The following is a 303-nucleotide window of genomic DNA, read 5'->3' as shown; positions in this document are numbered from 1 at the left end:
CTGATCCGCGCCTGCGAGGCCAGCCTGAAGCGGCTCGGCACCGACCATATCGACGTCTACTTCATGCACGGCTTCGACGCGCTGACCCCCGTGGCCGAGACGCTGCGGGCGCTCGACGACCTCACCCGCGCGGGCAAGATCGGCTATATCGGCGCCTCCAACTTCTCGGGCTGGCAGCTGATGAAGGCGCTCGCGCCCTCCGAGCGCCACGGGCTCGCCCGCTACGTCGCCTACCAGGGCTACTACGCGCTGATCGGCCGCCACTACGAGTGGGAGCTGATGCCGCTCGGCCTCGACCAGGGC

At 69.6% G+C, this 303-nt stretch carries 1 protein-coding gene; it reads left to right on the top strand.

What is annotated here, in order from left to right; genetic code table 11:
- A partial coding sequence (locus ACLBX8_RS31945; RefSeq protein WP_447716442.1) for an aldo/keto reductase occupies nucleotides 1-303 on the top strand: 303 nt, incomplete at both ends.

This window comes from Methylobacterium sp. D48H (assembly GCF_053345715.1).
The sequence above is the reverse complement of the archived record's forward strand: the minus strand, read 5'-3'. Positions and strand labels throughout refer to the sequence as shown.